Source organism: Streptomyces phaeoluteigriseus, assembly GCF_001896135.2.
Lineage (GTDB): Bacteria > Actinomycetota > Actinomycetes > Streptomycetales > Streptomycetaceae > Streptomyces > Streptomyces phaeoluteigriseus.
Genome location: NZ_MPOH02000009.1, coordinates 341657 through 362428, shown reverse-complemented (window position 1 = coordinate 362428; position 20772 = coordinate 341657). Strand labels below are relative to the sequence as shown.

The following is a 20772-nucleotide window of genomic DNA, read 5'->3' as shown; positions in this document are numbered from 1 at the left end:
CGAACCCGGAAGCTAAGCCTTACAGCGCCGATGGTACTGCAGGGGGGACCCTGTGGGAGAGTAGGACGCCGCCGAACAATTTTTCAAAGGGTTGGGCTCTGAACTTCGGTTCAGAGCCCAACCCTTTTTTGTTTCCGGTCACTTGACGTTCATGTCCCGCCCCCAGCATCCACGGCATGGGTACTGCTGCAATGCTCAGGGCCGCGGGCGTCGGACTCGGTGACGAGGTCGTCATGCCGGCGTTCGGCAACGTCGAAGTAGCCGAAGCGGTCACCCGGGCGGGTGCGCTTCCCGCCTTCGCCGACGTGGATCCGGTGACCTACTGCCTCGACCCGGACGCTGTCCGCGCAGCGATAACTCCGCGGACGGCGGCCGTCGTTGCCGTACACCGGTTCGGGCGGCCGGCCGACACCGGGCGGCTGTATGAACTCGGGCAGCTACATGGGCTGTTGGTGCTGGAGCAGGCGGAGTCCGAGGCGCCGTACGGCGAGGTGGCGCAGCGGCGGGAGCGGGCCGCCTATCTCGACGCGCGGTTGCGCGGTCTGCGGACGCCCGACGGTGGGGACGGGCACACCTATCAGCAGTACGTGGTCCGGGTGCCCGGGAACGGGCGGCCCGACCGGGACGCGTTCGCACGGGCCCTGCGGGGCAGGGGAGTCGACTGCCGGGTGCCGGTGAAGACACCGCTGCACCGGCTGCCCGAGTTCCGGCGCTTCATATCGCTGCCGCAGACCGAACTGGCGGCCGACGAGACGCTGGCGTTGCCGGTGGACGCGTCGCTGACAAAGCGGGACATGCAGCGCATGGTGTCCGCGTGCAATGCCCTCGGAGGACTGCTCCAGCCCGCCTTCTGACCGAGTTTGGGAACACAGCTCCGTTCGGGGTATGCTCTATTCCGTTGCCGCGGGGGAAACCCCGAAAAGTAACTGGCCCCCATAGCTCAGTCGGCAGAGCGTCTCCATGGTAAGGAGAAGGTCAACGGTTCGATTCCGTTTGGGGGCTCCAGAACAGAGAATCCCCTCGCCCTTCCGGGCGGGGGGATTTCTCGTTGTGGCGGGTTCCTCAGGCCCTCATGCGACGCGCATCGCGAGGATCGCCATGTCGTCGGACGGGGCGTCCGACGCGAAGCGCTCCACCGCGCGCATGATGCGGGCCGCCACCGCGCCCGCCGTCAGACCCGTGCAGGTGGTGAGTACGTCGGCGAGGCCGTCGTCGCCCAGCATGCGGGTGCCCTCACGGCGCTCGGTGACGCCGTCCGTGACGCAGAGCAGGACATCGCCCGGGTCCAGGACGACCGTCTGCTCGTACAGCTCCAGGTCCTCCATGACCCCGAGCAGCGGCTGGGGATCGGCGGCCGGCTCGACCGTGCCGTCCTGGCGCAGTCGGAGGGGGAGGGGGTGTCCGGCGCAGACCACCTTCAACTCCGCGCTGCCGTCCGGCTGCGGTCGCATCTCGCCGTAGAGGAGGGTCAGGAAGCGGCTGCGGGCGCCCTCGTCGAGGATCGCCGAGTTGAGGCGCTCCAGGACCGCCGGGCCGCTGAGGCCCTCCCTCGCCAGCAGGCGCAGGGCGTGGCGGGCGAGACCCGTCACCGCCGCCGCGTGCGGGCCGGTGCCGCAGACGTCGCCGATCGCGAAACCGTAGGCGCCGTCGCTGATCGGGAAGAGGTCGTAGAAGTCGCCGCCGACCTCGTTGCCCTCGCCGGCCGCGCGGTAGATGACCTCGACCTCGACGCCGTCGATGTCGGGCAGCTCCGGGGGCAGGAGGCTGCGCTGCAGGGACTGGCTGATGGCCGTGCGCTCGGAGTAGAGGCGGGCGTTGTCCAGGGCGAGGGCCGCTCTGCGGCTCAGGTCCTCGGCCAGCTCCAGGATCTCCTGGCGGAAGTGCTCGTCGGTGGGCTTGCCGAGGGTCAGCATGCCGATCACGCGGTTGCGGGCGACCAGGGGCAGGACGACGGTCTCGCCGCCCACCGCGGACGCCGTGGCGAGGGTGGGGCCGATGCCCGAGGACATCTGGTGGGTCGGGCCGCCGGTCAGGCCGAGGGTGCGCATGGAACTGCGCAGGGCGGCGTCGTGCGCAGCCTCGCCGGGGGCCGACCAGACGCGGGCGCCCGGGGTGGGGACCGGGTCAGGCGGGGCGATCTTCGAGAGCAACGACTTGATGCCGTCGATGAGTTCCTCGTCCTCGTGCAGGACGTACGAGAGGTACGGGTCGGAGGCCTGGTCGGCGATCGTGTAGACCGCGCACCAGGTGGCGAGGGTCGGGACCGTCATCTGGGCCATCAGGGCCAGGGTCTGGTCGCGGTCGAGGGTGCCGGCCAGCAGGTCGGAGGCCTCCACGAGGAAGCTGAGGGAGCCGCGGCGCAGCCGCTCCAGCTCGCCCAGGCGGGCCGACTCGACGGCCAGCGCGATGCGGTCCGCGGCGAACTGGAGGCGCAGCGCCTCCTCGTTGGAGTAGCGGCCCGGTCCCTCGGCCGCGACGCCCAGGGAGCCGGTGAGGCGGCCCTCGACCTTCAGCGGGACCGTGACGACCGAGCGCATGCCGGTGCCGTTGAGGAGAGGGACCGCGCCGGGGACGGCGAGGAGGTCCTCGTGGACGGCCGGCATGCGGGCGGAGCCGTAACGGCCGGGTCCTGCCTCGACGGGGACGCGGGCGAAGCGCTGGCGGGCCGAGGGCAGGCCCGTGGAGGCGCGGACCTCCAGTTCCGTCTCGTCGTCCGTCGCCAGGAGGAGGAAGGCGGAGTCGCCGTCGAGCATGTCGCGGGCGCGTTCCACGGTGCGCTGGAGGAGGCCGTCGAGGTCGTCGGGGGCGGGGGAGCCGATGAAGACCTCGAAGGGGTCCGCGCTCTGGCCGTCGGCGGCCGTCGGTGGCGGGGAGGCGGGTCGGCGACTGGAGGACCGCGCGTTCGTGGTTGCGGACCAGGAGACAGACCGTGGAGGGGTCGCCCTCGGTGTCGCGGACGCGCAGGTGGGAGGCGTACACGGGGGTCACGCGGCCGTCGGCGCCGCGGATGCCGTAGCTGCCCTCCCAGCGGGAGAGCTGGAGTGCCTCGACGATGCCGGTGCTGGTGCCGGGAGTGTGCGGCCAGGCCGCGAGGTCGGTGAGGGGCTTGCCGACGACCTGGTCGGCCGGGTAGCCGAAGAGTTCCTCGGCGTCCTCGTTCCACGCCGAGATGGCGCCGGTGCGGTCGATCTGGACGACGGCGACGCGGACGCGGCTGTCGGCGAGCGGCAGAAGTTCGGCGGGGAGCGCGGGGCCGGCCGTACGCGTGCCCACCGGGCGGTCGGGCAGGTCGAGCTGGAACCAGACGGTCTTGTGGGTGGGCGTGTAGTCGACGCCCCAGCGGGCGGCGATGGCCGCGCACAGCTGGAGACCGCGGCCGCCCTCGCGGTCGGGGCTGCCCATGGTGGCGAGGGAGCCCTGGAGGGGGATCTCGCGCTCCGGGTAGTGGTCGGCGACCTCGATCCGTACGCCGTCCTCGTGGCGCAGGCACAGGAGGTCGGCGTGGGTGCCCGCGTGGACGACCGCGTTGGTCACCAGTTCGCTCGTGAGGACGACGGCGTCGTCGATGATGTCGGCGTAACCCCAGCCCTGGAGGGTGTCGCGGACGAACGCGCGGGCGGTCGCCACGGATCGCCCGACGGGCTCGAAGCTGGCAGCCGCGCGCGCGGTGATCACAGAACTCCTCGGCCGGTCGTCGACGTGCTGGGCTTCTTCCCGGCTGTCCTGCTCGCGTCGCTGCTGCGGTGGAAACGCGCGCGGCCGGGGGTCCGGGGGCTGTCCCCCCGGGATCAGTCCGGTGGTCATGTGTGCGGCCGCCCCTCCGATGCCCGCTCGTGCTCGTGCCACCGCCCAGGCCGGACGGACCGGCGTGGCTGGACAGCCGCATGCAAGGTTACTTACCTTCCCCGCCCTCGCGGATGCCGGTCAGCTGTGTTTCCGCCCCAGGGTGTGCGGACGGTGTGCGAAAGCCGCCGAACTGTTATGGCCGGGTTCGGCGGGGGTGAAACACTGGGCAGGCTTCTTGTGAAGGTCCGGCAGACTGGGTGTCTTGTGTGTTCGCCGGGCAGCAGCCTCTTGGGCCTGCCTGATTACATCGGCAGTACGACGGTCGACCCCTCCGGGAGGGACAACGTGGAGTCTGGCGCAGCGACGCGGGGCACGAAGGCGCGCGCGAAAGGCGGACAGACCCTGAGCCGGCAGCGCTCACCCCGAAGCGGGACCACCACGGTGGACACCGCGGCCCTGAACCGGCTGCTGGCTGCCCTGGTCTCGATGCGGGAGGGGAACTTCCGCAAGCGGCTCACGGTGTCCGGCGACGGCGTGATGTCGGAGATCGCGGCCGTCTTCAACGAGGTGGCGGACCGCAATCTGCATCTCACGGGTGAGCTGTCGCGGGTACGGCGCATGGTCGGACGTGAGGGGAAGCTCACCGAGCGGCTGGAGACGGGTGCCTGCGAGGGATCCTGGGCGAGCGCCATCGACAACTCGAACGCGCTGGTCGACGACCTCGTACGGCCGGTTTCCGAGGTCGGGCGCGTGCTGTCTGCGGTGGCCGAGGGTGATCTGTCGCCGCGGATGGAGCTGCGGACGCAGACGCCGGAGGGGACCGGGCATCCGCTGCGCGGGGAGTTCCTGAAGGTCGGGCGGACGGTCAACAACCTGGTCGACCAGTTGTCGACGTTCACCGACGAGGTCACGCGTGTCGCCAGTGAGGTGGGCACCGAGGGCAAGCTGGGCGGACAGGCCCAGGTGCGCGGTATGTCGGGTTCCTGGAAGGACCTGACGGAGTCCGTCAACACCATGGCGGAGCGGCTGACGGCTCAGGTGCGCGACATCGCGCTGGTGACGACGGCGGTGGCCAAGGGCGACCTGTCGCGCAAGGTCACCGTGCATGTCGAAGGCGAGATGCTGGAGCTGAAGAACACCGTCAACACGATGGTGGACCAGCTCTCTGCGTTCTCCTCGGAGGTGACCCGGGTGGCCCGTGAGGTGGGCACCGAGGGCATCCTCGGCGGGCAGGCGCGGGTGTCCGGTGTGGACGGTGTGTGGAAAGAACTCACCGATTCCGTGAACACCATGGCCGGAAACCTCACGGCTCAGGTGCGGGGGATCGCGGAGGTCACCACGGCGGTCGCCAACGGCGACCTGTCGCAGAAGGTGACGGTGTCGGCGCGCGGCGAGGTCGCACAGCTCGCCGACACGATCAACCAGATGACCGAGACGCTGCGGACCTTCGCGGACGAGGTCACTCGGGTGGCCAACGAGGTCGGTGCGGCGGGCCAGCTGGGCGGACAGGCGAACGTGCCGGGCGCGGCGGGTACGTGGAAGGACCTCACCGACTCGGTCAACACCGTGTTCCGCAACCTCACCACGCAGGTGCGGGACATCGCGGCGGTGACGACGGCGGTGGCCAACGGTGACCTGTCGCAGAAGGTCACGGTGGACGTGGCCGGCGAGATGCTGGAGCTGAAGAACACCGTCAACGGGATGGTCGACCAGCTGTCGGCCTTCGGTGCCGAGGTCACGCGGGTGGCGCGGGAGATCGGTGTCGAGGGTGAGCTGGGTGGTCAGGCGCAGGTGTCGGGCGCGGCCGGGACGTGGAAGGACCTGACGGACTCCGTCAACACGGCGTTCAGGAATCTCACCGGACAGGTGAGGAACATCGCCCAGGTGACGACGGCGGTGGCCAACGGCGATCTTTCGCAGAAGGTCACCGTGGACGTGTCCGGTGAGATGGCCCAGCTGAAGAACACCGTGAACACGATGGTGGACCAGTTGTCGTCGTTCGCCGACCAGGTGACGCGGATGGCCCGGGACGTGGGCACGGAGGGCCGGCTCGGCGGGCAGGCCCGGGTGGACGGTGTGTCCGGCACGTGGAAGGAACTCACCGACTCCGTCAACTCGATGGCGGGGAACCTCACGTCGCAGGTGCGCAACATCGCGCAGGTGACGACCGCCGTGGCCCGGGGCGATCTCTCCCAGAAGATCGACGTCGACGCGCGCGGTGAGATCCTCGAGCTGAAGAACACCATCAACACGATGGTCGACCAGCTCTCCGCGTTCGCCGACCAGGTGACCCGGGTGGCGCGCGAGGTGGGCACCGCCGGTCAGCTCGGCGGCCAGGCGCAGGTGCCGGGCGTCGCCGGCGTGTGGCGGGACCTGACGGACTCGGTGAACGGCATGGCCGGCAACCTCACCGCGCAGGTGCGCAACATCGCGCAGGTCGCCACCGCCGTGGCCCGCGGTGACCTCTCCCAGAAGATCACCGTGGACGCGCGCGGGGAGATCCTGGAGCTGAAGAACACCCTGAACACGATGGTCGACCAGCTGTCGTCGTTCGCCCAGGAGGTCACGCGGGTGGCCCGTGAGGTGGGCACGGAGGGGCAGCTGGGCGGTCAGGCCGAGGTGCAGGGTGTCTCCGGCACCTGGAAGGACCTCACGCAGTCCGTGAACTTCATGGCGAACAACCTGACCATCCAGGTGCGCCAGATCGCCGAGGTCACGACCGCGGTCGCCAAGGGCGACCTGTCGAAGAAGATCACCGTCGACGCCAAGGGCGAGATCCTCGAGCTCGTCACCACCGTCAACACGATGGTGGACCAGCTGTCGTCGTTCGCCGAGCAGGTGACCCGGGTGGCCCGTGAGGTGGGCACCGAGGGCATCCTGGGCGGCCAGGCGCACGCGTCGGGCGTCACGGGCATCTGGAAGGACCTCACCGACAACGTCAACCTGATGGCCAAGAACCTGACCATGCAGGTGCGCAACATCTCCCAGGTCGCGGCCGCCGTCGCCAACGGCGACCTGACGCGGACGGTGACGATCGAGGCGCGCGGCGAGGTCGCGCAGCTCGCCGACACCTTCAACACCATGGTGAAGACGCTGAGTTCGTTCGCCGACCAGGTCACCAAGGTGGCCCGTGAGGTGGGTACGGACGGAATCCTCGGCGGGCAGGCGCACGTACCCGGTGTGGCGGGCACGTGGAAGGACCTCACCGAGTCGGTGAACCAGATGGCGTCCAACCTGACCGGCCAGGTGCGCAACATCGCCATGGTGACGACGGCCATCGCCAAGGGTGACCTGACGAAGAAGATCGACATCGACGCGCGCGGGGAGATCCTCGAGCTGAAGACGACCATCAACACGATGGTCGACCAGCTGTCGTCGTTCGCCGAGGAGGTGACCCGGGTCGCCCGTGAGGTGGGCACCGAGGGGCAGCTCGGCGGTCAGGCACGCGTGCGGGACGTCGACGGCACCTGGCGGGACCTCACCGAGTCGGTGAACGAGATGGCCGGGAACCTGACCCGGCAGGTGCGTGCCATCGCGCGCGTGGCGACCGCGGTGACGCGTGGCGACCTGAACCTGAAGATCGACGTGGACGCGTCCGGCGAGATCCAGGAACTCCAGGACTACATCAACAAGATGATCGCCAACCTGCGCGACACCACGATCGCCAACAAGGAGCAGGACTGGCTCAAGGGCAACCTCGCACGCGTGTCCGCGCTGATGCAGGGCCGGCGCGACCTGGAGGACGTGGCCTCGCTGATCATGAGCGAGCTGCCGCCGCTGGTGGCCGCGCAGCACGGCGCGTTCTTCCTGGCGATGCCGCCGGCCGACGGCGTCGACGAGCACTACGAGCTGCGGATGCTGGGTTCGTACGGCTACTCGATGGGGTCGATGCCGACCTCGTTCCGGCCGGGTGAGGCGCTGGTGGGCACGGCGGCCGAGGAGAAGCGGACGATCCTCGTCTCCAACGCGCCGAGCGGCTACCTGAAGATCTCCTCGGGGCTCGGGGAGGCACCGCCCGCGCAGGTGATCGTGTTGCCGGTGCTGTTCGAGGGGCAGGTGCTCGGGGTGATCGAGCTGGCCTCCTTCACGCCGTTCACCCAGATCCAGAGGGACTTCCTCAACCAGCTCGCCGAGATGATCGCGACCAGCGTCAACACCATCTCCGTCAACACCAAGACGGAGCAGCTGCTGAAGCAGTCGCAGGAGCTGACCGAGCAACTGCGTGAGCGGTCGGCGGAGTTGGAACAGCGGCAGAAGGCCCTCCAGGCGTCCAACGCCGAACTGGAGGAGAAGGCCGAGCTGTTGGCCCGGCAGAACCGGGACATCGAGGTGAAGAACACCGAGATCGAGGAGGCGCGGCAGGTCCTGGAGGAGCGGGCCGAGCAACTCGCGGTGTCGATGCGGTACAAGAGCGAGTTCCTCGCCAACATGTCGCACGAGCTGCGTACGCCGCTGAACTCGCTGCTGATCCTCGCCAAGCTGCTCGCGGACAACGCCGAGGGGAACCTCTCGCCGAAGCAGGTCGAGTTCGCCGAGACGATCCACGGGGCCGGTTCCGACCTCCTCCAGCTGATCAACGACATCCTCGATCTGTCGAAGGTCGAGGCGGGCAAGATGGACGTCTCTCCGACGCGCATCGCGCTCGTGCAGCTCGTGGACTACGTGGAGGCCACCTTCCGCCCGCTCACCGCGGAGAAGGGTCTGGACCTGTCCGTGCGGGTGTCGCCGGAGTTGCCGGCCACGCTGCACACCGACGAGCAGCGGCTCCTGCAGGTGCTGCGCAACCTGTTGTCCAACGCGGTGAAGTTCACCGACTCGGGCTCGGTCGAGCTGGTCATCCGGCCGGCCGGGGCGGACGTGCCGTTGGCGATCCGGGAGCAGTTGCTGGAGGCCGGTTCGCTGGCCGACGCGGAGGCGCCGCTGATCGCGTTCTCGGTGACCGACACGGGTATCGGGATCGCGGCCAGCAAGATGAGGGTGATCTTCGAGGCGTTCAAGCAGGCCGACGGCACCACCAGCCGCAAGTACGGCGGAACGGGTCTCGGGCTGTCGATCTCACGGGAGATCGCGCAACTGCTCGGCGGTGAGATCTACGCCCAGAGCGAGCCGGGGCGTGGCTCGACGTTCACGCTGTATCTGCCGCTGCACCCGAGCGAGCTGCCGCCGCAGGGCTACCAGCAGGTCGTGCCCCAGCTGGAGGCGGGCGACCTGGTGGCGTCCGAGAGTGAGAAGCGGGAGCGGTCGGAGCTGGCCGGGGTGCAGATCCAGACGCCGGCCGAGGTGAGGTCGTACCAGGACACGCAGAACGGTCCGGCGGCGCTGTTCCGGCGCCGGCGCAGGTCCGCGGCCGGGAGCGAGCCGCAGGTCGGCCGGCCCGAGCAGTGGGCGCCCGTCCGGCAGGAGGTGGCGGCGCAGGGGCCGCGGGGCATCCGGTTCGGCGGGGAGAAGGTGCTGATCGTCGACGACGACATCCGCAACGTGTTCGCCCTGACCAGCGTCCTGGAGCAGCACGGGCTGTCGGTGCTGTACGCGGAGAACGGCCGCGAGGGCATCGAGGTCCTGGAGCAGCACGAGGACGTGGCGGTCGTCCTGATGGACATCATGATGCCGGAGATGGACGGGTACGCGACGACCACGGCGATCCGCCGGATGCCGCAGTTCTCGGGTCTGCCGATCATCGCGCTCACCGCGAAGGCGATGAAGGGCGACCGGGAGAAGGCGATCGAGTCGGGTGCCTCCGACTACGTCACCAAGCCGGTCGATCCGGACCACCTGCTGGCGGTGATGGCCCAGTGGATGCGCGCCGAGTGAGGGGAACCGTCCGGGGACGCGGGGAGTTGCTGACTCAGGGTGGCCGAAGGCGTGTAGCGGGGTGGTATTCGGGGAACCTTCTGGTCTTCCGCCGCGTTCCTGCTACGTGCACGGTGACATCACGGTGACAGGGTGTGGCGACGGTCGGGGTGCGGCTACCATGACCGGCACAAGGAAGGGCGGCGCACAGGAGTCGTCCCCAGGGGCGGCGCCCGGTGCACTGCCGGGGCGAGGAGGGCGGGCCATGGTGCAGAAGGCCAAGATCCTCCTGGTCGATGACCGGCCGGAGAATCTGCTGGCGCTGGAGGCGATCCTCTCTGCGCTCGATCAGACGCTGGTGCGGGCATCGTCCGGGGAAGAGGCGCTCAAAGCACTGCTGACGGACGACTTCGCGGTCATTCTGCTGGACGTCCAGATGCCGGGAATGGACGGTTTCGAGACGGCCGCGCACATCAAGCGGCGAGAACGGACTCGGGACATCCCGATCATCTTCCTCACGGCGATCAACCACGGCCCGCACCACACCTTCCGCGGGTACGCGGCTGGTGCGGTCGACTACATCTCCAAGCCGTTCGATCCGTGGGTGCTGCGCGCGAAGGTCTCGGTCTTCGTCGAGCTGTACATGAAGAACTGCCAGCTGCGGGAGCAGGCGGCCCTGCTGCGGCTGCAGTTGGAGGGCAGCGGGGGCAAGACGCCGGCCGACGGAGCGAAGGAGTCGCCGGGGCTGCTGGCCGAGCTGTCCGCGCGGCTCGCGGCCGTCGAGGAGCAGGCCGAGGCCCTCTCCAAGCAGCTCGACGACGAGTCGGCGGACGCGGCGGCGGTGGCCACGGCGGCGCACCTGGAGCGCAAACTCACCGGCCTGCGCCGGGCGCTGGACGCGCTGGAGCCGGGCACCGGAAGCGGCCCGCCCTCCGTGACGTCGCAGAGCTGAACCGGAACGGGCACGTGCCGCGGCCGCAGTTGTGCGTGAGCAGGCGTCACTCGCGCGGGGGCGCGCGTCAGTTCCGCGCCTCCCCGAGAGCGACACGAACGGGTGAAGCAGCGGTCACACGTGTCCCTTGTCGTCTCCCCCGGTAACCTCACACCATGGCCTCACGTCCCTCCGCAGCCAAGAAGCAGCCCGCCAAGAAGGCGGTCGCTCCCGCGAAGGCTCCGGCGAGGAAGGCCGTCGCCAAGAAGCCCCCGGCGAAGAAGGCGCCCGCCCGGAAGGCCGTGGCCAAGCCCGCGCCCCGAACGGCCCCCAGTCCCACCGGGGGCATCTACCGCCTCGTACGCGCCGTCTGGCTGGGCCTGGCGCACGCCGTCGGAGCGGTGTTCCGCGGCATAGGGAACGGCGCCAAGAACCTCGACCCCGCCCACCGCAAGGACGGCGTCGCGCTGCTGCTGTTCGGCGTCGCGCTGATCGTCGCCGCGGGGACCTGGGCCGATCTGCACGGCCCGGTCGGCGACCTCGTCGAGATCCTGGTGACCGGTTCCTTCGGCCGCCTCGACCTGCTGGTGCCGATCCTGTTCGCCGTCATCGCCGTACGGTTCATCCGGCACCCGGAGAAGCCCGAGGCCAACGGCCGCATCGTGATCGGACTGTCCGCGCTGCTCATCGGGGTGCTCGGGCAGGTCCACATCGCCTGCGGCTCGCCCGCCCGCAGTGACGGCATGCAGGCGATAAGGGACGCCGGCGGCCTCATCGGCTGGTCCGCGGCGACCCCGCTGACGTACACCATGGGCGAGGTCCTCGCCGTACCGCTGCTCGTGCTGCTCACGGTCTTCGGACTGCTGGTGGTCACCGCCACGCCGGTCAACGCCATCCCGCAGCGGCTGCGGCAGCTCGGGGTGCGCCTCGGCGTGGTGCAGGACCCGGCGGCCGAGGCGTACGACGAGTTCGGCGACGACGAGGCGCGCTACGACGAGCAGTGGCGCGAGGCGCTGCCCGCGCGCTCCCGGCGCCGTTCCAGCGCCCCCCAGGCCTTCGACCCCGACAGCGCGGAGCAGGAGGCCCTCGGCCGGCGTCGCGGCCGGCCCCGGCGCTCGGCCGTGCCGCAGCCGGCGATGGACCGGCAGATCGACGCCGTCGACATCGCGGCGGCCGCCGCGGCCGACCTCGACGGGGCCGTGCTGCACGGCATGCCACCCTCCCGGATCGTCGCCGACCTCACCCAGGGCGTGAGTGTCGGCGATCGCGAGTCCACCACGCCGACGCCCGTCCCGGCCCCGGCCGGCCGCCCCAAGCGGGAGAAGCTCAACACCGGCGCCGTCCCCGACCTGACCAAGGCGGCTCCCGAGCCGCCGCGCGAGCTGCCGTCGCGCGCCGAGCAGCTCCAGCTCTCCGGCGACATCACCTACGCGCTGCCCTCGCTCGACCTCCTCACGCGCGGCGGACCCGGCAAGGTACGCAGCGCCGCCAACGACGCGGTGGTCGCGTCGCTCACCACCGTCTTCTCGGAGTTCAAGGTCGACGCCGCCGTCACCGGCTTCACCCGCGGCCCGACGGTCACGCGCTACGAGGTCGAACTCGGCCCCGCCGTGAAGGTCGAGCGGATCACCGCCCTGACGAAGAACATCGCGTACGCCGTCGCCAGTCCGGACGTGCGGATCATCTCGCCGATCCCCGGCAAGTCGGCGGTCGGCATCGAGATCCCGAACACCGACCGCGAGATGGTCAACCTCGGCGATGTGCTCCGGCTGGCCGAGTCCGCCGAGGACGACGATCCGATGCTGGTCGCCTTCGGCAAGGACGTCGAGGGCGGCTATGTCATGCACTCGCTGGCGAAGATGCCGCACATACTGGTCGCCGGCGCCACCGGTTCCGGCAAGTCGTCCTGCATCAACTGCCTGATCACCTCGGTCATGATGCGGGCGACCCCGGAGGACGTCCGGATGATCCTGGTCGACCCCAAGCGCGTCGAGCTGACCGCCTACGAGGGCATCCCGCACCTGATCACGCCCATCATCACCAACCCCAAGCGGGCCGCCGAGGCCCTCCAGTGGGTCGTACGCGAGATGGACCTGCGCTACGACGACCTGGCGGCGTACGGCTACCGGCACATCGACGACTTCAACCGGGCGGTGCGGGAGGGGACGGTCAAGAAGCCCGAGGGCAGTGAGCGTGAGCTCCAGCCGTATCCGTATCTGCTGGTGATCGTCGACGAGCTGGCCGACCTGATGATGGTCGCGCCGCGCGACGTCGAGGACTCGATCGTGCGGATCACGCAGCTCGCGCGTGCGGCCGGCATCCATCTGGTGCTGGCCACGCAGCGGCCGTCGGTGGACGTGGTGACCGGTCTGATCAAGGCGAACGTGCCTTCGCGGCTCGCGTTCGCCACGTCCTCGCTCGCCGACTCGCGGGTCATCCTCGATCAGCCCGGTGCCGAGAAGCTGATCGGCAAGGGTGACGGACTGTTCCTGCCGATGGGCGCGAACAAGCCGACGCGTATGCAGGGCGCGTTCGTCACCGAGGCCGAGGTCGCGGTGATCGTGCAGCACTGCAAGGACCAGATGGCGCCCGTCTTCCGGGACGACGTCACCGTGGGCACCAAGCAGAAGAAGGAGATCGACGAGGACATCGGCGACGACCTCGACCTGCTGTGCCAGGCGGCCGAGCTGGTCGTCTCCACCCAGTTCGGGTCGACCTCGATGCTCCAGCGCAAGCTGCGCGTGGGCTTCGCCAAGGCCGGCCGGCTGATGGACCTCATGGAGTCGCGGAACATCGTCGGCCCGAGCGAGGGATCGAAGGCCCGTGACGTTCTGGTGAAACCCGACGAGTTGGACGGAGTGCTCGCCGTGATCCGCGGGGAGCCTGAGGGGTAGACGTCTCTCCGTGGGGACGGCGGGCGTTCGTGACTCACCCGTTAGAGAGCGGCGGGCAACCGTTTCCCCTCGCCGTACGTCCAGTTGAGCGAGCGGCCAGGTGCGGGTCCCACTCGGGAGCCGTACGTGTCCCGTCATCGGCGTGTCCGGCCATACCGATGGCGTACAAAGTCCTACCGCCCGGTTGCCCCTCCCTTTCGCACCCCCCCTAGACTGAACCTCCAGCACAGGTGGCTATACGCTCGAAAGGCGCCCCCGTGTCCATCGGCAGCAACTCCCCTGAAGACGAGCGTCCGTTCGAAGACGTTTCCGAGGCAGCCCACCCCTCCATCGGCCGAGCCCTCCAGCAGGCCCGCATCGCGGCCGGGCTCACCGTCGACGACGTCAGTACCGCCACCCGGGTCCGCATCGCCATCGTGCACTCCATCGAAGCGGACGACTTCACGCCCTGCGGCGGCGACGTCTACGCGCGCGGTCACATCCGGACCCTGGCCAGGCCGTCCACCTCGACCCGGCCCCGCTGATGGAGCAGTACGACGCTGCCCACGGTGGACGTCCGGCGCCGACCCCGGCCGCACCCATGTTCGAGGCGGAACGCATCCGCCCCGAGCGGCGCGGGCCGAACTGGACCGCGGCCATGGTCGCCGCGATCGTCGCCGTGGTCGGCTTCGTCGGATTCACGGCGTTCAAGGGCGACGACGGCACGACCGACGTCGCGACGGCACCACCCCGTCGAGCAGCGCGCCCGCCACCCCGACACCGAAGACCGAGAAGCCCGTCGACGAGCAGCCGGAGCCCTCCGACAGCGCCATCGCCGCGGCCCCGCAGGACAAGGTGACCGTCCAGGTCACGGCCACCGACGGCAAGAGCTGGATCTTCGCCAAGGACCACAACGGCCGGATGCTCTTCGACGGACTGCTCAAGCAGGGCGAGTCGCAGACCTTCCAGGACAGCGAGCGGGTCAACCTCGTCCTCGGTGACGCCGGGGCGGTGGAGCTCCACGTCAACGGCAAGAAGATCGACGACGACTTCCAGCCGGGTGCCGTGGAGCGGCTGACGTACACCAAGGGCGACCCGCAGGCCGGCTGAGGCCGGGCGGAGCCGGGGTTTCCCAAGGGGTCGGCGGTCGTCGCCGGCCCCTTCGCCATGACGCCTGAAGATCGCCAACCCCGTCGACATGGGGTGTCAGCCAGACAAAGTAGTCTTGAGCCCATGCCTGAACGCCGTACCGTCGCACTCGTCACCCTTGGCTGCGCCCGTAACGAGGTGGACTCGGAGGAGCTCGCAGGCCGTTTGGAGGCGGACGGCTGGCAGCTCGTGGAGGACGCCGAGGACGCGGACGTCGCCGTCGTCAACACCTGTGGCTTCGTCGACGCCGCCAAGAAGGACTCCGTCGACGCGCTCCTGGAGGCCAACGACCTCAAGGGTCATGGCAGAACCCAGGCCGTCGTGGCGGTGGGCTGCATGGCCGAGCGCTACGGCAAGGACCTCGCCGAGGCCCTCCCGGAGGCCGACGGCGTACTCGGATTCGACGACTACGCCGACATCTCCGACCGCCTCCAGACCATCCTCAACGGCGGCATCCACGCCTCCCACACCCCGCGCGACCGGCGCAAGCTGCTGCCGATCAGCCCCGCGGAGCGGCAGGAGTCGGCCGGCTCGGTGGCCCTTCCGGGGCACGCTCCGGCAGACCTTCCGGACGGGCTCGCTCCGGCCTCCGGACCCCGTGCGCCCCTGCGCCGCCGGCTCGACGGCGCCCCGGTCGCCTCGGTCAAGCTCGCCTCCGGCTGCGACCGGCGCTGCTCCTTCTGCGCCATCCCGTCCTTCCGCGGCTCCTTCATCTCCCGCCGCCCGAGCGACGTGCTGAACGAGACGCGGTGGCTGGCCGAGCAGGGCGTCAAGGAGATCATGCTGGTCTCCGAGAACAACACCTCCTACGGCAAGGACCTCGGCGACATCCGGCTGCTGGAGTCGCTGCTGCCCGAGCTGGCGGAGGTCGACGGCCTCGAGCGGGTGCGCGTCAGCTATCTCCAGCCGGCCGAGATGCGGCCCGGCCTGATCGACGTGCTGACCTCCACGCCGAAGATCGCCCCCTATTTCGACCTGTCCTTCCAGCACTCCGCGCCCGACGTGCTGCGCGCGATGCGCCGCTTCGGCGACACCGACCGCTTCCTCGAACTGCTCGACACCATCCGGAGCAAGGCGCCCGAGGCGGGTGTGCGCTCCAACTTCATCGTCGGCTTCCCCGGCGAGTCCGAGGCCGACCTGGCCGAGCTGGAGCGGTTCCTGAACCACGCCCGTCTGGACGCCATCGGTGTCTTCGGGTACTCCGACGAGGACGGCACCGAGGCCGCGACGTACGAGAACAAGCTCGACGAGGACGTCGTCGCCGAGCGGCTCGCGCGGATCTCCCGGCTCGCCGAGGAACTCGTCTCGCAGCGTGCCGAGGAGCGGCTGGGCGAGAGCCTGCACGTGCTCGTGGAATCGGTGGACCCCGCCGAGGGCGTGTACGGCCGTGCGGCCCATCAGGCGCCCGAGACCGACGGCCAGGTGCTGCTCACGAGCGGCGAAGGACTGAGCGTCGGTCGTATGGTCGAAGCGAAGGTGGTCGGTACGGAAGGTGTCGACCTGGTGGCCGAGCCCCTTCAGGGCTCGATCGGGTGTAGTGAGGAGGCGGACAGATGACGGGTGTCCCGGCATCGGCCGCGGGAGGCTCCTCAAGGGCGCAGGGGGCGGCCATGAGCCCTGCCCCCGATGCCTCGGGGACTCCGGAGACGGGCTCCGGCATCACCGGGGCCACCATGGACGAGCAGGGGACCCTGCGGCCCGCGCGGGGCGCGAAGATCGCGGCCGCGGCCGTCAACCAGGCCAGCGTCTGGAACGTCGCCAATCTGCTGACCATGCTCCGGCTGTTGCTGGTGCCCGGCTTCGTCGCCCTGATGCTGGCCGACGGCGGGTACGACCCGGCGTGGCGCGCGTTCGCCTGGGCGGCCTTCGCCGTCGCCATGATCACCGACCTGTTCGACGGGCATCTGGCGCGGACCTACAACCTCGTCACCGACTTCGGGAAGATCGCCGACCCGATCGCCGACAAGGCGATCATGGGGGCGGCCCTGATCTGCCTCTCCGCGCTCGGCGACCTGCCGTGGTGGGTGACGGGCGTGATTCTCGGCCGGGAACTCGGGATCACCCTGCTGCGTTTCCTGGTCATCCGGTACGGCGTCATCCCGGCGAGCCGGGGCGGCAAACTGAAGACGCTCACCCAGGGCGTGGCCGTCGGGATGTACATCCTGGCGCTCACCGGCTGGCTGGCCACCCTGCGCTGGTGGGTGATGGCCGGGGCGGTCGTGCTGACCGTGGTGACCGGGCTCGACTATGTGCGACAGGCCATCGTGCTGCGCAGGCAGGGGATCGCCGAGCGCCGGGCGGCTTCGGGGGAGACGCGAGCGTGAGTTCCACGGCCACCGACGTGGTGCGGCTACTGACGGTGAGGGGCGAGACGCTCGCCGTGGCCGAGTCGCTGACGGGTGGTCTGGTGGCGGCGGAGATCACCTCCGTGCCCGGGGCGTCCCGGGCGTTCCGGGGATCGGTCACGGCGTACGCCACCGCGCTCAAGCATGAGCTGCTCGGCGTGGACGCGGGTCTGCTGGCGGCTCGCGGAGCCGTGGACGCGCAGGTGGCGGCCCAGATGGCGGCCGGTGTGCGAAGGGCGCTGGGTGCCGACTGGGGCATCGCGACCACCGGAGTCGCCGGCCCCGACGAGCAGGACGGGCAGCCCGTGGGGACGGTCTTCGTCGCGGTGGAGGGCCCGTCGGGGCAGGATGCCGGTTCCGCCTCTGGCGGAAAAGTGGAGGCCCTGCGGTTGAACGGCAGCCGTGCGGAAATTCGTAGAGAGAGTGTACGGAGCGTACTCGCAGTGCTCCTGAGAGAGCTGGCGGGCGAACAGACCGGGAATGAGCGGGCACAGGATACGGAACAGAACGGGGGGTTTTGATGTTTGCAGCCCTGAGTGAACACGACATCGCTCCCCGCACGGCCGCAGCGCAAGGCGGTACGGTGGGGCGTGAAGGATGCGGCTACGCGGTCCGAGGAGGGAGCCACCGATGATTCTGCTCCGTCGCCTGTTGGGTGACGTGCTGCGTCGGCAGCGCCAGCGCCAGGGCCGTACTCTGCGCGAAGTCTCCTCGTCCGCCCGAGTCTCACTCGGCTATCTCTCCGAGGTGGAGCGGGGGCAGAAGGAGGCTTCCTCCGAGCTGCTCGCCGCCATCTGCGACGCGCTGGACGTACGGATGTCCGAGCTCATGCGGGAAGTGAGCGACGAGCTCGCCCTCGCCGAGCTGGCTCAGTCGGCTGCGGCCACCCCCAGTGGGCCTGTACCGGCGTCGGTCCGTCCGATGCTGGGTTCCGTGTCGGTGACCGGTGTGCCACCGGAGCGGGTGACCATCAAGGCGCCCGCCGAGGCGGTGGACGTGGTCGCCGCGTGACGTGCCCCTGAGCGGGTGCGTCGACCCACGAGTAGGTGTGAGGACGGGTGCGGGTACGCGTAGGCGTACGGCAACTGTGAGGCCCCGGCCGGGGCTTCTCCGGGAGATCCGGAGAGGTGCGGTCGGGGTTTTTGCGTGAGGTCGCCCTCTCTCGCGCTTCCGGGTCCGTTTGCTGGGGTCCGGGGCTGCCGTCATCGTGGAGGGGCATGTCGGGACCCGATCACCCGGAGGTACGGATGTACGTCGTGAAGAGCCCTCTGCCCGATGCGGACCTGGCCATCGTGTCCGAGGCCCTGCAAGGCGCGCTGGTCGATCTGATCGACCTGTCGCTGGTCGCCAAGCAGGTGCACTGGAACGTCGTCGGGCCGCGGTTCCGGTCGGTCCACCTTCAGCTCGACGAGGTCGTGGACATCGCGCGCACGCACACCGACACCGTGGCGGAGCGGGCCTCGGCGCTGGGCGTCTCACCGGATGGGCGTGCGGCGACGGTCGCCGGCGCGAGCGGGATCACCGTGGCGCCGGAGGGCTGGGTCAAGGACAACGACGCGGTCGGGGTGCTGGTGACCGCTCTGGGAGCGGTGATCACCCGGATGCGGGAGCGGGTGGCGGCCACCGAGCAGGCCGATCCTGTGAGCCAGGACCTCTTCATCGGGATCACAGGGGATCTGGAGAAGCATCACTGGATGTTCCAGGCGGAAAGCGGGTGAGGGAGGGGGCCCTCGGGCGTGACCGGGGCGGCGGCGGCCGCCCGGCGCCGTCGTGGGCCGGCTGACGGGGCGCCGGCGGTGGGCTGGAGGTGACGTCCATGGCGGGACCGATAGTGCGCCGGGGGGCCGCGCTGGGGCTCGGGGCGGCGTGGTGGTGGGCCGTGGTGCGGCTTGCCGTGTCGGCCGACGCCGGGGTGCTGGAGGGGGCCGTGGCGGCCGGTGGGTGGGGGCTGAGTCTGCCTGCCGGTGCACTGGCGTGGCCAAGTCGGGCGCCGTGGGTGCGGTCGCGGCGGGGCGGTGGCGGGCCGGCTTGGCGGGGTGAGCGGGGTGAGGGCGGGTCGTTGGCGGGGTGGAGCGAGGGTCGAGGCGGGGCTGGGGAGCGGCTGGGTGTCGTCGTCCCGTGCGTGGCGTGCGACCGGCTCGGGGCTGTCGTGTCGGGTGCGGGGACTACCAGGGCATGGCCACGCCGCCGTTCGGGCGGAGGATCTGGCCCGTGGTGAAGGCTGACGCGTCCGAGGCCAGGTGGAGCACGGTGTGGGCGACGTCCTCCGGTTCGCCGACCCGGCCCAGTGGGGAGACGCGGGACATGCGGGCCTCGGTGTGCGTCTGCGCGTCGGTGTCGTGGCGGTCGGTCATGGGGGTGCGGATCCAGCCCGGGGCGACGGCGTTGACGCGGATGCCGTAGGGGCCGACCTCGGTCGCCAGGGTCTTCGTCAGCTGGACCACGGCGGCCTTGGCGACGCCGTAGCAGAGGAGGCCGGGGCCGCCGGTGTCGACCGCGCCCGAGGCCATGGTGATGATGCTGCCTCGGGTGCGATGCGCCAGCATCAGGCGAGCCGCCTCCTGGCAGGCGTAGAGGACACCCTTGAAGTTGACGGCCAGGACGCGGTCCAGGTCCTCGTCGCGGGTCTCCAGGACCGGGCTGCTGTGCATGATGCCGGCCACGGCGGCCATGACGTGCAGCCGTTCGCAGGAGTCCACGGCCTGCCGCAGCCGGGCGCGGTCGGTGACGTCCAGGTGGTGCGTGTGGGCCGTGCCGCCCCGGTCCCTGATGAGGGTCGCCGTCTCGTGCAGGCCCCGGGTGTCGCGGTCGGCGGCGTGCACGGTGGCGCCGGCCTCGGCGAGCAGTACGGCGCAGGCGCGGCCGATGCCGCCGGCGGCGCCGGTGACGAACGCGGTCCGCCCGGTGAGGTCGTACGCCTTCACGCCCATGAGGGGACGGTACGAGCAGATCTGACGGTCCGTCAATTGGGGGAGCGGCGGCGGAAACGGCGCGTGGGAGGGGAGCCCGGTGCCGGGACCGGGCCCGACTGGCAGGTGGGGCACCAGTACGTGGGGCGCTCGCGGGAGCCGTCGCCCTGGTCGGCCACGCGGATCGGGGTTCCGCAGCGCAGACAGGGGCGGGGGGCGCGGCCGTAGGTGAAGAGGTCCTGGCCGCGGCGGCCCGTGGTGGTGCGGACCGGGCGGTCGCGGTTGGCTTCGAGGAGTTTCTTGGCGAGGTCCGGCAGCTTGGCGGCGCGTCGGCGGGGAGCGCGCCGACCGGGAGCCAGGGGGTGATGCCGAGGAGGAAGCAGAGTTCGCTCTTGTAGACGTTGCCGATGCCGGCGAGATTGCGCTGGTCGAGGAGGGCCTCGCCGAGGGGGCGGGCCGGGTCGGCGAGGAGGTTGGCGAGGGCCTGGTCGGGGTCCCAGTCGGGTCCGAGCAGGTCGGGGCCGAGGTGGCCGACCACGCGCTGTTCGTCGGGGGTGCGCAGCAGTTCGAGCACGGGGAGGCGGTAGCCGACGGCCGTGGTGTCGTGGTTGCCGAGGATGGCGCGGATCTGGTGGGCCGGGCCGCCGCTCCAGCGCTGGCCGTTCGCGAAGATCTTCCAGGCGCCGTCCATCCGCAGGTGCGAGTGGAGGGTGAGACCGCCCTCGATACGGGTGAGCAGGTGCTTGCCGCGCGGGGTGACGTCCAGGACGGTGCGGCCGGTGAGGTCGGCGGTGGCGTACTTGGGCACCCTGAGATCCGAGCGGGTCAGCACCTTGCCCGCGAGGGCGCTGTGCAGCCGGCTCGCGGCCTGCCAGACCGTGTCACCTTCGGGCATGGGTCAAGGGTGGCACGGCGGGAGTGGGGTGTGCGGTCGTCCGGGGCGTTCGGGACGCCGAGGCCGGTCGGGTGGGTCGGGTGCGGTCGGGTCG

General features: G+C 70.5%; 10 protein-coding genes, 1 tRNA gene and 3 pseudogenes. 11 read left to right on the top strand and 3 right to left on the bottom strand.

What is annotated here, in order from left to right; translation table 11 throughout:
• Positions 1–191 precede the first annotated feature (191 nt).
• Together BM536_RS09340 and BM536_RS09335 are read left to right on the top strand one after the other, a co-directional pair.
• Entirely contained in the window at positions 192–854 is a 663-nt protein-coding gene (locus BM536_RS09340; protein ID WP_073497363.1) for a DegT/DnrJ/EryC1/StrS family aminotransferase, read from the top strand.
• 75 nt (positions 855–929) lie between these two features.
• Positions 930–1005: transfer RNA gene (locus BM536_RS09335), tRNA-Thr, on the top strand.
• 65 nt (positions 1006–1070) lie between these two features.
• On the opposite strand, the pseudogene BM536_RS09330 reads toward BM536_RS09335, so the two are convergent.
• A pseudogene (locus BM536_RS09330) lies at positions 1071–3804 on the bottom strand (SpoIIE family protein phosphatase).
• Positions 3805–4131: 327 nt separating this feature from the next.
• On the opposite strand from BM536_RS09330, the gene BM536_RS09320 reads away from it, so the two are divergent.
• The 9 genes and pseudogenes from BM536_RS09320 (at position 4132) to BM536_RS09280 (ending at position 18592) form a co-directional block, all read left to right on the top strand.
• A complete protein-coding gene (locus tag BM536_RS09320) occupies positions 4132–9597 on the top strand; it encodes a HAMP domain-containing protein (protein WP_094102799.1) in 5466 nt (1821 codons plus the stop codon).
• A gap of 244 nt (positions 9598–9841) precedes the next feature.
• Entirely contained in the window at positions 9842–10528 is a 687-nt protein-coding gene (locus BM536_RS09315) for a response regulator (RefSeq protein ID WP_073497359.1), read from the top strand.
• 155 nt (positions 10529–10683) lie between these two features.
• Entirely contained in the window at positions 10684–13401 is a 2718-nt protein-coding gene (locus BM536_RS09310; RefSeq protein WP_107439572.1) for a DNA translocase FtsK, read from the top strand.
• A gap of 257 nt (positions 13402–13658) precedes the next feature.
• Positions 13659–14490, top strand: a pseudogene (locus BM536_RS09305) (helix-turn-helix domain-containing protein).
• 123 nt (positions 14491–14613) lie between these two features.
• Complete coding sequence (gene rimO, locus BM536_RS09300; RefSeq protein ID WP_073497357.1) at positions 14614–16086, top strand: 30S ribosomal protein S12 methylthiotransferase RimO; 1473 nt, start codon at positions 14614–14616, stop codon at positions 16084–16086.
• Entirely contained in the window at positions 16083–16853 is a 771-nt protein-coding gene (gene pgsA / locus BM536_RS09295) for a CDP-diacylglycerol--glycerol-3-phosphate 3-phosphatidyltransferase (RefSeq protein WP_073497355.1), read from the top strand. Before rimO ends, pgsA begins: the two co-directional genes overlap by 4 nt.
• On the top strand, positions 16850–17395 hold the full coding sequence (locus tag BM536_RS09290) for a CinA family protein (protein ID WP_073497354.1): 546 nt from the start codon (positions 16850–16852) through the stop codon (positions 17393–17395). Before pgsA ends, BM536_RS09290 begins: the two co-directional genes overlap by 4 nt.
• Positions 17396–17504: 109 nt before the next feature.
• Entirely contained in the window at positions 17505–17885 is a 381-nt protein-coding gene (locus tag BM536_RS09285) for a helix-turn-helix domain-containing protein (protein WP_073497352.1), read from the top strand.
• Positions 17886–18121: 236 nt separating this feature from the next.
• On the top strand, positions 18122–18592 hold the full coding sequence (locus BM536_RS09280; protein ID WP_073497365.1) for a Dps family protein: 471 nt from the start codon (positions 18122–18124) through the stop codon (positions 18590–18592).
• Between the two features lie 447 nt (positions 18593–19039).
• On the opposite strand, the gene BM536_RS09270 is transcribed toward BM536_RS09280, so the two are convergent.
• Both BM536_RS09270 and BM536_RS09265 read right to left on the bottom strand, forming a co-directional pair.
• The gene (locus BM536_RS09270) at positions 19040–19804 is read right to left on the bottom strand and encodes an SDR family NAD(P)-dependent oxidoreductase (RefSeq protein WP_073500201.1); all 765 of its coding nucleotides are present in this window, start codon (positions 19802–19804) and stop codon (positions 19040–19042) included.
• Between the two features lie 32 nt (positions 19805–19836).
• Positions 19837–20678 (bottom strand): annotated as a pseudogene (locus BM536_RS09265) (Fpg/Nei family DNA glycosylase).
• Positions 20679–20772: the final 94 nt, after the last annotated feature.

What these genes read in the sequence shown, in the direction of transcription:
- BM536_RS09340 (WP_073497363.1), top strand. Translation starts at nt 192, where the DNA reads ATGCTCAGGGCCGCGGGCGTCGGACTCGGTGACGAGGTCGTCATGCCG.
- BM536_RS09315 (WP_073497359.1), top strand. Translation starts at nt 9,842, where the DNA reads ATGGTGCAGAAGGCCAAGATCCTCCTGGTCGATGACCGGCCGGAGAAT.
- BM536_RS09310 (WP_107439572.1), top strand. Translation starts at nt 10,684, where the DNA reads ATGGCCTCACGTCCCTCCGCAGCCAAGAAGCAGCCCGCCAAGAAGGCG.
- rimO (WP_073497357.1), top strand. Translation starts at nt 14,614, where the DNA reads ATGCCTGAACGCCGTACCGTCGCACTCGTCACCCTTGGCTGCGCCCGT.
- pgsA (WP_073497355.1), top strand. Translation starts at nt 16,083, where the DNA reads ATGACGGGTGTCCCGGCATCGGCCGCGGGAGGCTCCTCAAGGGCGCAG.
- BM536_RS09285 (WP_073497352.1), top strand. Translation starts at nt 17,505, where the DNA reads ATGATTCTGCTCCGTCGCCTGTTGGGTGACGTGCTGCGTCGGCAGCGC.
- BM536_RS09280 (WP_073497365.1), top strand. Translation starts at nt 18,122, where the DNA reads ATGTACGTCGTGAAGAGCCCTCTGCCCGATGCGGACCTGGCCATCGTG.
- BM536_RS09270 (WP_073500201.1), bottom strand. Translation starts at nt 19,804, where the DNA reads ATGGGCGTGAAGGCGTACGACCTCACCGGGCGGACCGCGTTCGTCACC.